This window comes from Nocardia sp. CC201C, from assembly GCF_030010695.1.
In the GTDB taxonomy this organism is placed as follows: Bacteria; Actinomycetota; Actinomycetes; order Mycobacteriales; family Mycobacteriaceae; genus Nocardia; species Nocardia otitidiscaviarum.
In genome coordinates this window covers 1-7,061 of the sequence record NZ_JASCXP010000388.1, presented here as the reverse complement: position 1 = coordinate 7,061, position 7,061 = coordinate 1, and the positions used below count along the sequence as shown (strand labels likewise).

Annotated in this window: 5 protein-coding genes; 2 read left to right on the top strand and 3 right to left on the bottom strand. The window is 68.1% G+C overall.

The genetic code is table 11. The annotated features are described in order from the left end of the window. The first annotated feature begins 91 nt into the window (after nucleotides 1–91). A complete protein-coding gene (locus QK444_RS29375; protein WP_282785373.1) occupies nucleotides 92–1,105 on the top strand; it encodes an NADP-dependent oxidoreductase in 1,014 nt (337 codons plus the stop codon). Nucleotides 1,106–1,322: 217 nt separating this feature from the next. Here the strand turns inward: QK444_RS29375 and QK444_RS29370 are convergent, their stop codons facing one another. Then, a complete protein-coding gene (locus QK444_RS29370; protein WP_282785372.1) occupies nucleotides 1,323–3,500 on the bottom strand; it encodes a DUF222 domain-containing protein in 2,178 nt (725 codons plus the stop codon). 24 nt (nucleotides 3,501–3,524) lie between these two features. Between QK444_RS29370 and QK444_RS29365 the strand changes: the two genes are divergently transcribed. Beyond that, nucleotides 3,525–5,162, top strand: coding sequence for an AAA family ATPase (locus QK444_RS29365; protein WP_282785371.1), 1,638 nt, complete (start codon nucleotides 3,525–3,527; stop codon nucleotides 5,160–5,162). A gap of 186 nt (nucleotides 5,163–5,348) precedes the next feature. Here the strand turns inward: QK444_RS29365 and alc are convergent, their stop codons facing one another. Further along, nucleotides 5,349–6,383: an allantoicase gene (gene alc, locus QK444_RS29360; RefSeq protein ID WP_282785370.1), complete on the bottom strand. Its 1,035-nt coding sequence runs from the start codon at nucleotides 6,381–6,383 to the stop codon at nucleotides 5,349–5,351. 7 nt (nucleotides 6,384–6,390) lie between these two features. After that, the coding region (locus QK444_RS29355; protein WP_282785369.1) for a glycerate kinase at nucleotides 6,391–7,061 on the bottom strand (671 nt) is incomplete at its 5' end.

Here is a 7,061-nt window from a genome sequence, read left to right as displayed (position 1 = left end):
CCCGCGGTCGGGGGGGCGCCCCCTCGCCTGTGTATCGCGGGTGTTCCGTCGTACCGTGGGATCGTTCCCCCGGCGAAAGGTGTATCGCGGAATGAAGAGCACTCGGATCGTCCTGGCCTCCCGGCCCACCGGCATGCCCACCGAAGAGAACTTCCGCACCGAGACGGTGGAGTTGGATCCGCCCGGGCCGGGCGAAGCCCTGCTTCAGACGCTGTATCTCTCGCTCGACCCGTACATGCGGGGGCGCATGAGCGATGCACCCTCGTACGCGCCACCGGTGGGTATCGGCGAGACCATGGTCGGCGCGACGGTGTCGCGGGTGCTCGAATCCGCCGATCCCGCAGTGCGATCCGGTGACTACGTGCTCGGATACGGTGGCTGGCAAACGCATTCGGTGGAGCGGGTGAAGCACCTGCGCAAGCTCGACCCGGAAGCCGCACCGCTCACCACCGCGCTCGGCGTCCTGGGCATGCCCGGATTCACCGCCTACTCGGGGTTGCTCACCATCGGCCGTCCCCAACCGGGTGAGACGGTGGTGGTCGCCGCCGCCACCGGGCCGGTCGGGGCCACGGTCGGGCAGATCGCCAAGATCAAGGGGGCGCGGGCGGTCGGGATCGCGGGCGGGCCGCGGAAGGTTGCGCTACTGCGTGACCATTTCGGTTTCGACGCCGCGATCGATCATCGGGCACCCGATTTCGTGGAGCAGTTGGCCGCCGCTACCCCGGACGGTATCGACGTCTACTTCGAGAATGTCGGTGGTGCGGTCTTCGATGCAGTCCTGCCGCGTCTCAACGGGTTCGCCCGAATTCCAGTGTGTGGGTTGATCGCTCAGTACAACGCGTCGTCGCTGCCGCCGGGGCCGGATCGGATGGGGCTGCTGATGTCGCTGGTGTTGCGGAAGTCGTTGACGGTGCGGGGGTTTATTCAGACGGAGTTCTCGGGGCAGTTCGGGGAGTTCTATTCCGAGGTTTCGGGGTGGGTTCGGGAGGGGCGGGTTGCTTATCTCGAGGATGTGGTCGAGGGGTTGGGGAGTGTGGTGGGGGCGTTTCAGGGGTTGTTGAGCGGGAGGAATGTGGGGAAGGTTGTGGTGCGGGTTGGGGAGTGATTGTTCGGCAGTAGGTTTCGGCCTTGTCCATGTGTTGAGGTGTCGGCGGTCGTGTCGCGTCTGGGGTGTTGCCGCAGAGATGTGAAGAGATGAGTGTGGTGGCGTTGGGTGTCTTACCTGGCTTGCGCTGACGCCGGGTCGGGTGCCGCGCGCTTCTATCCCAGCCGACGGACTGGCTGGGGTTGCGTTCTCGAGATGGTTGTTACCGGGGTGGTTGTTATTGGCGTAAGTGATCGCCTCGGGACGGGTCCGGCCGCTGGGCGTGATGCGGGGGCACCGTGCGGGCGTGATGATCTGAGCGGTCGTGGTGGTCGGTGGCGTTTCGGTCGATCCGTCGCGGGAACGGGCGATCACACGCACCCGCACCCTGTCGACCCAACGGCGGAGGCATCGGCCGATCGACGGCCGAGGGCTTCGGCTGGCTGAGCGTCGGGGGCGTCTGCTGCCCCTTCGTTCGAGGCATCGGAGGGCCGCTCACCGGGGGCGCCGGGTGACCCAACGACGGAGGCGTCGGCTCGCCGACCACCGGACACGCCGGCCGACCCGACACCGGCGACGACGGCCGACCCACCACCGAAGGCGACGGCCGACCCGACACCGGCGACGACGGCCGACCCACCACCGAAGGCGACGGCCGACCCGACACCGGCTGACTCAGTGTTGGAGGTGTCGGTTGGCCGACCACCGAGGGCGTCGACCGTGCGAGCGCAGCGGACATCGGCTGGCCGAGCATTGGGGATGCCGATTGGCTGAGCGTCGGCGGCGACTGCCCACCCGAGGCACCGGTGAGCCACTGCTCCGGATGATGATGCAGATTCACCCGAGGAATCCGCCCCGGATCGATCCGCGTCGGCGGCGCCCACACGACACGACCCGGATACCGGCCACTGCCGACACCACCGCCACGGTTGCCGCCGCCACCGAGGCCGCCGCCGATACCGCCGATGCTGCCGCCGCCGATATTGCCGCTGCGGCTGCCGCTGCTGCCGTCGTCGCTGCCGCTGCTGTTGCCGCCGTTGCCGTTGCCGTTGCTGTTGCCGCCGCTGCCGCTGCGGTTGCTGTTGCTGTTGCTGTTGCCACCGGCGATGCCGTGGCTGTAGCCGCCGCGTCCGAGGGTGGCCCACCCCGTCGGATCCTCGACATCCTCGGGAATCTGAGCATGACAGCGATCGCACACCAACGTCAGGTTCTCGATATCGGTACGACCACCCCGCAACCACGGCACCATATGATGCACCGCACACATCGTCGCCGGAGCCTCACACCCCGGACGCGTACACCCCCGATCAGCGGCGATACACGCCAACCGCTGCCACGACGACGCCAACCGATACCTCCCCCGCCCCAAATGCAGGGGCAAACCCTTACCGTCGAACAACATCAACAACGGATACGCGCCCTCGGCCATCCGCAACGCATCCCGGACCGACATCACCGACCCCGATGCGGTGTGGGCGTACCCGGCCCCGGCCTGCAAGTCGGTGAGACTCATCGTCAACACCACCGACACCGGCACACCCCGATGAGACCCCAGGTTCTCCGGACCACCCCCGGCGGCGAGGAACGCTTTCACCGCGTCGTGGTTACGCTGCCCGGCACTACGCCGATCCCGCCGCGCCGCCACCTCCATGAGATCCTTGTCGACCGCACCCGGCCCCATCCGGGGACTGTCGGGATCCTCGGGATTGCACATCCCCGGCCGCGCCCACTTCGCCAACACCACATCCAACAACGCCCGCAACTGCGGATCCAGCACGCCCTTGATCTCGCTCATGCCGTCCACGCGTTGTTTGCCCACCCAGAGCTCGCGGCGGCGAGCCCGGTCGTCGTCGCTGGTGAGGACCCCGTCCGGGTCCAGACACGACAACAGCACGTGCCCGACCTTGCTCACATACTCCGGCGGCATCTGCACCGCCGCCCGAGCCAACTGCTGTTCGGCCTCGGCCCGCGTCTCGACAGGCACCGCGGCCGGGATGCGGTCCATCACCCGCATGATCACCCGCGCATGCTCCGGCGACACCACACCCTCGGCCTGCAACGCCGCGGTGGTCGGCAACAACGCCGGACCCGGTACTCCACAGAACGACCGCGGCCGCAACGACGCCGACGCGCGTACCCGCGCTCCGGCCTCGGCGGCCGACAGGCGCAGCACATCGATCAGATACCCGCGCATCCCCTTGGCCCCGGCACGCTCCCACAGATGCCTGGACTCGACTTCGGCGATCATGCGGTGCGACAGTGCCGCCATCCGACAACGGACGGATTCCATCTCCCGCATGACGTCCACGAGAGCTGTGTCGGACAGTCCGGTGAGATCGGTCGCGAGCAGGGCGTCCATCGCCGCCGACAGACCGGCCGCGGTATCACCGCCTCGCGTTTCCCCCTCCGGAATCATGCACCAATTCTACCGCTAAATCCATTGCAGCAGAAGCGAAAACAGCATCTGACCTGCACGTCTTCACATACGAATTGCCCGTTTAGGGTTCGGTGCCGACCGCTTTTGCGACTCCCGTCGCGAATACCCGGCCAGCGTTTCCCGGCGGCACTACCATCGGCGGGTGTGCACCCGTTTCGCCGCACCCTGACGCGTCTTCTCGAGGCTCGTTTCCCGCTGCTCTATATCGAAACGTACGAGGAACAGCGGGTTCTCGGCGAGATTCGCTCCGCCGTGGAGGAATTGGAGCCGTCTCGGGCGCTGTGGCACTGGACGACTACGGAGGGAATGCGGCGGTCGGGTGGGCTGACCGAGCGCAATACCCGGGAACCAGCGCAGATGTTGCAAGGGATTCGGCGGGTGGTGGAGTATGCCGTGTTCGTCTGTACCGATCTGCATGCCTTTCTCGGCGATGATGAGCGTCCGGCCGATCCTCAGGTGGTGCGGGCGCTACGAGATCTGGTGCGGGACTTCCGATCCGGTGAAGCGGCACGAACAGTGATCGTGGTCGCCCCGATGCTGCGGATACCGGCGGAGTTGCAGCGGGATGTCACCGTGGTGGATTTCCCGCTGCCGACGGCGGCGGAGATCGGTGAGTTGCTGGACAGCATGGGGGCAGACGGAACCGCCGTTCTCGATGAGGCAGTGCGCGACAGGCTCGCCACGGCGGCGGTCGGGATGACGCTCATCGAGGCCGAACGGGCGTTCACGCTGGCCATGGTGGACGGTGGTATCGCGGAGTCGGCGGTGGACATCGTGCTCGAGGGGAAAGCACAGGCTGTGCGCAGATCCGTTGGGCTGGAGCTGGTTCGGACCGATATGCGGTTCGAGCACGTGGGTGGGCTCGCGAACCTCGAGGCGTGGCTGCTGAGTCGTCGCGACTGTTGGCGCGCCGAGGCCGCCGATTACGGGCTGCCCGCGCCCAAGGGGGTGTTCCTCGCCGGTGTGCCCGGGTGCGGGAAGTCCTCGATCGCCAAGGCGACGGCCGGCGAGTGGGGGCTGCCACTCATCCGCTGGGACTTCGGCCGCGCGTGCGATGGATCAGTGGGTGACCGCGCTGTGCGCGCGTCCCTCTCCACGGTCGAGGGCACCGCGCCCTGCGTACTCTGGGTGAGCGGTATCGATCAGATGATAACCGGCGAGAACGGTGCTCGCACTGCGGTTTTCGACGCCTTTCTCGCATGGTTGAGCGAGAAGACCCACCCGGTGTTCGTGATCGCCACTGCGGACAGAATCGACGGTCTACCCCAGGATCTCCTCTGCGGGAGCCACTTCGACCAGACGTTCTTCGTCGACCTCCCGAATTCGGCCGCACGCACATCCATCTGGCGCATTCATCTCGAGCGTCGTCTCATCGGCCCCGCCGCAGGGCTGTCGCTCTCCCCTCCCCTGCTCCGCGACCTATCCGAAGCATCCGAGGGCTTCTCCGGCCAACAGATCGAACAGTGCGTCGTCACTGGGCTTTTCGATGCCTACTCCGGCCGCCGCCCGCTGGCGGCGGCCGATCTGATTCGGGCCGTGGAAGGCACCGTCGCGATGTCCGCCCGGAGCGGGGACGAACTCACCACGTGGCGGGAATGGGCGAAGCGGCACGCCGCACCCGCCGCACTGCCCGTCCGATGACGTGCGCACGCACCGGCCCCCTCCTCATCGGTCCTGCTCGAAGTAACCGGTACGAAGGGGGCCGGGCGGCCGTACCGCGATCCGTTCAGGGGTGCACTGTGGCTGTTCGGATCGCCGGGACCCGCCGGGTAGGCGATGGCGGGCGGCACGATGGTGCGGTCGACCGCTGTGGGCCGACCGTGGTTCTCACGCGGGAGTGCCGGACCAGCGGGCGGCCAGGGCATCCGTTCCGGATTGCGTGAGCGAACCGAGAATGCGCAGGCGAGCGACGCCGCCGTCCGGATAGATGTCCAGCCTGGCATGCGTGGCGGGCCGTTTGGCCTCGGCTGCCACCCGGAAACGGTGCGGGGTGTCGGGCTGCACGGCTGTTCGGGGCAGCAATTCGAACCAGTCGGCGGAGTCGGCGGGGGGCAGCGGGTCGTCGCCGGCGTGGTCGATGCCGAGCAGCCGCACCTCGCCGGGAGCGTTGAACATCAGGTTGGTGGTGTCCAACTCGATGAGCTCGGGCGTGCCCTGGGCGGCCAGACGAATGACGGCCCAGTCGTTGCCGTCATCGCGGCGGCGAGCGGTTTCCCAGCCTTCGGCCTGGTTGCGGGCCAGGCCGGGGGCCAGCATATTGTCGGCCGCCGAATAGAACAGGTTGGAGCAGGACAGGGCGCGAGCGCCGTTCTCCAACGCGGCCAGGTCGACGGTGAGGCCCGCGAGCAGGTCGGGGTCGGGGACGACCTCGCCGTGCACGCGCAGCCGGGCCACGCCGCCATCGGGGTGGATGTTCAGGCGGACGTGGGTGAAGATGCGGTCGTCGGAGACCGGGATCTCGTGTTTGGCGTCACCACCCAGCGCGGTGTGGGGAACGATCTCCACCCAGTCGGCAGTGGAATTCAACTGTGCCGCCGAAGGATAGCCCGACACCCGGCAGGCTTCGACGGAGGCGAAGGGCGGGTAGTTGCCCTTGAACCAGGCGGTGTCGACGACGACGCCGCGAATGATGCCGGGCATGCCGAGGCGGATGATCGCCCAGTCGTGGCCGGGGCTGCGACGGCGGCGAGTTTCCCAGCCGTCGTACTCCTGGCCCTTGGGACCGAAGGTTTCCGCGGAGAAGCGAGGCTCCCACGGGTTGATGAGATTCTCGCGCTCCTCGAAGGATTCGTCGCTGGCCGCGACGACACCGGCGCGGTAGCTGCGCAGAGCCAGATCCGGCAGGGTGGTGAAATCCGACATGGTTCTCCTACAGGGGGTTTCGGGTCAGGGGGCGCTCCAGACGGGCTTCGGCGATCCGGGTGGCCAGCCGCTCCAGCAGTGCGCCCGCCTGCGTCATGCAGACCCGCGGATCGGATTCGATATCGGTGAGTGCGAACGCGTCATCGAATCCGTGGCGGCGCAACTGTTCCCGGGACACCAGCCGTTGACCGGACACCGCCAGCACCGGCACTTCGGCGCGCGCGGCCGCCCGCGCCACGCCCATGGGGGCCTTGCCGTGCAGGGTCTGCTCGTCCAGCGAGCCCTCGCCGGTGATCACCAGCCGCGCACCCGCGAGCAGCGCGTCGAAATCCAACTGCTCCAACATGATCTCGATCCCGGGACGCAGGGTGGCGCCGAGGGCGGCGAGGGCCGTGAAACCCACGCCGCCCGCTGCGCCCGCTCCCGGGCGCTCCGCCGCGTTGACGCCAACATCGCGACGGACGATTTCGGCCAGCCGCGCCAATCCGGCGGCCAGCTGGGCTACTTCCTCCGGGCCCGCACCCTTCTGCGGCCCGTACACCTCGGCGGCGCCGCGCGGCCCGAGCAGTGGATTGTCCACGTCGGAGGCGACGACCACCGGCACCCGGATCATGTCCGAGATGTCGATGCGCGCCAGTCGCAGCAGCCCCGCGCCACCCGGCGGCACCGGCTGCCCGT

Excerpts from the sequence above, each read along its gene's own strand:
- alc (WP_282785370.1), bottom strand. The coding sequence starts at position 6,383 with ATGTCGGATTTCACCACCCTGCCGGATCTGGCTCTGCGCAGCTACCGC.
- QK444_RS29375 (WP_282785373.1), top strand. The coding sequence starts at position 92 with ATGAAGAGCACTCGGATCGTCCTGGCCTCCCGGCCCACCGGCATGCCC.
- QK444_RS29370 (WP_282785372.1), bottom strand. The coding sequence starts at position 3,500 with ATGATTCCGGAGGGGGAAACGCGAGGCGGTGATACCGCGGCCGGTCTG.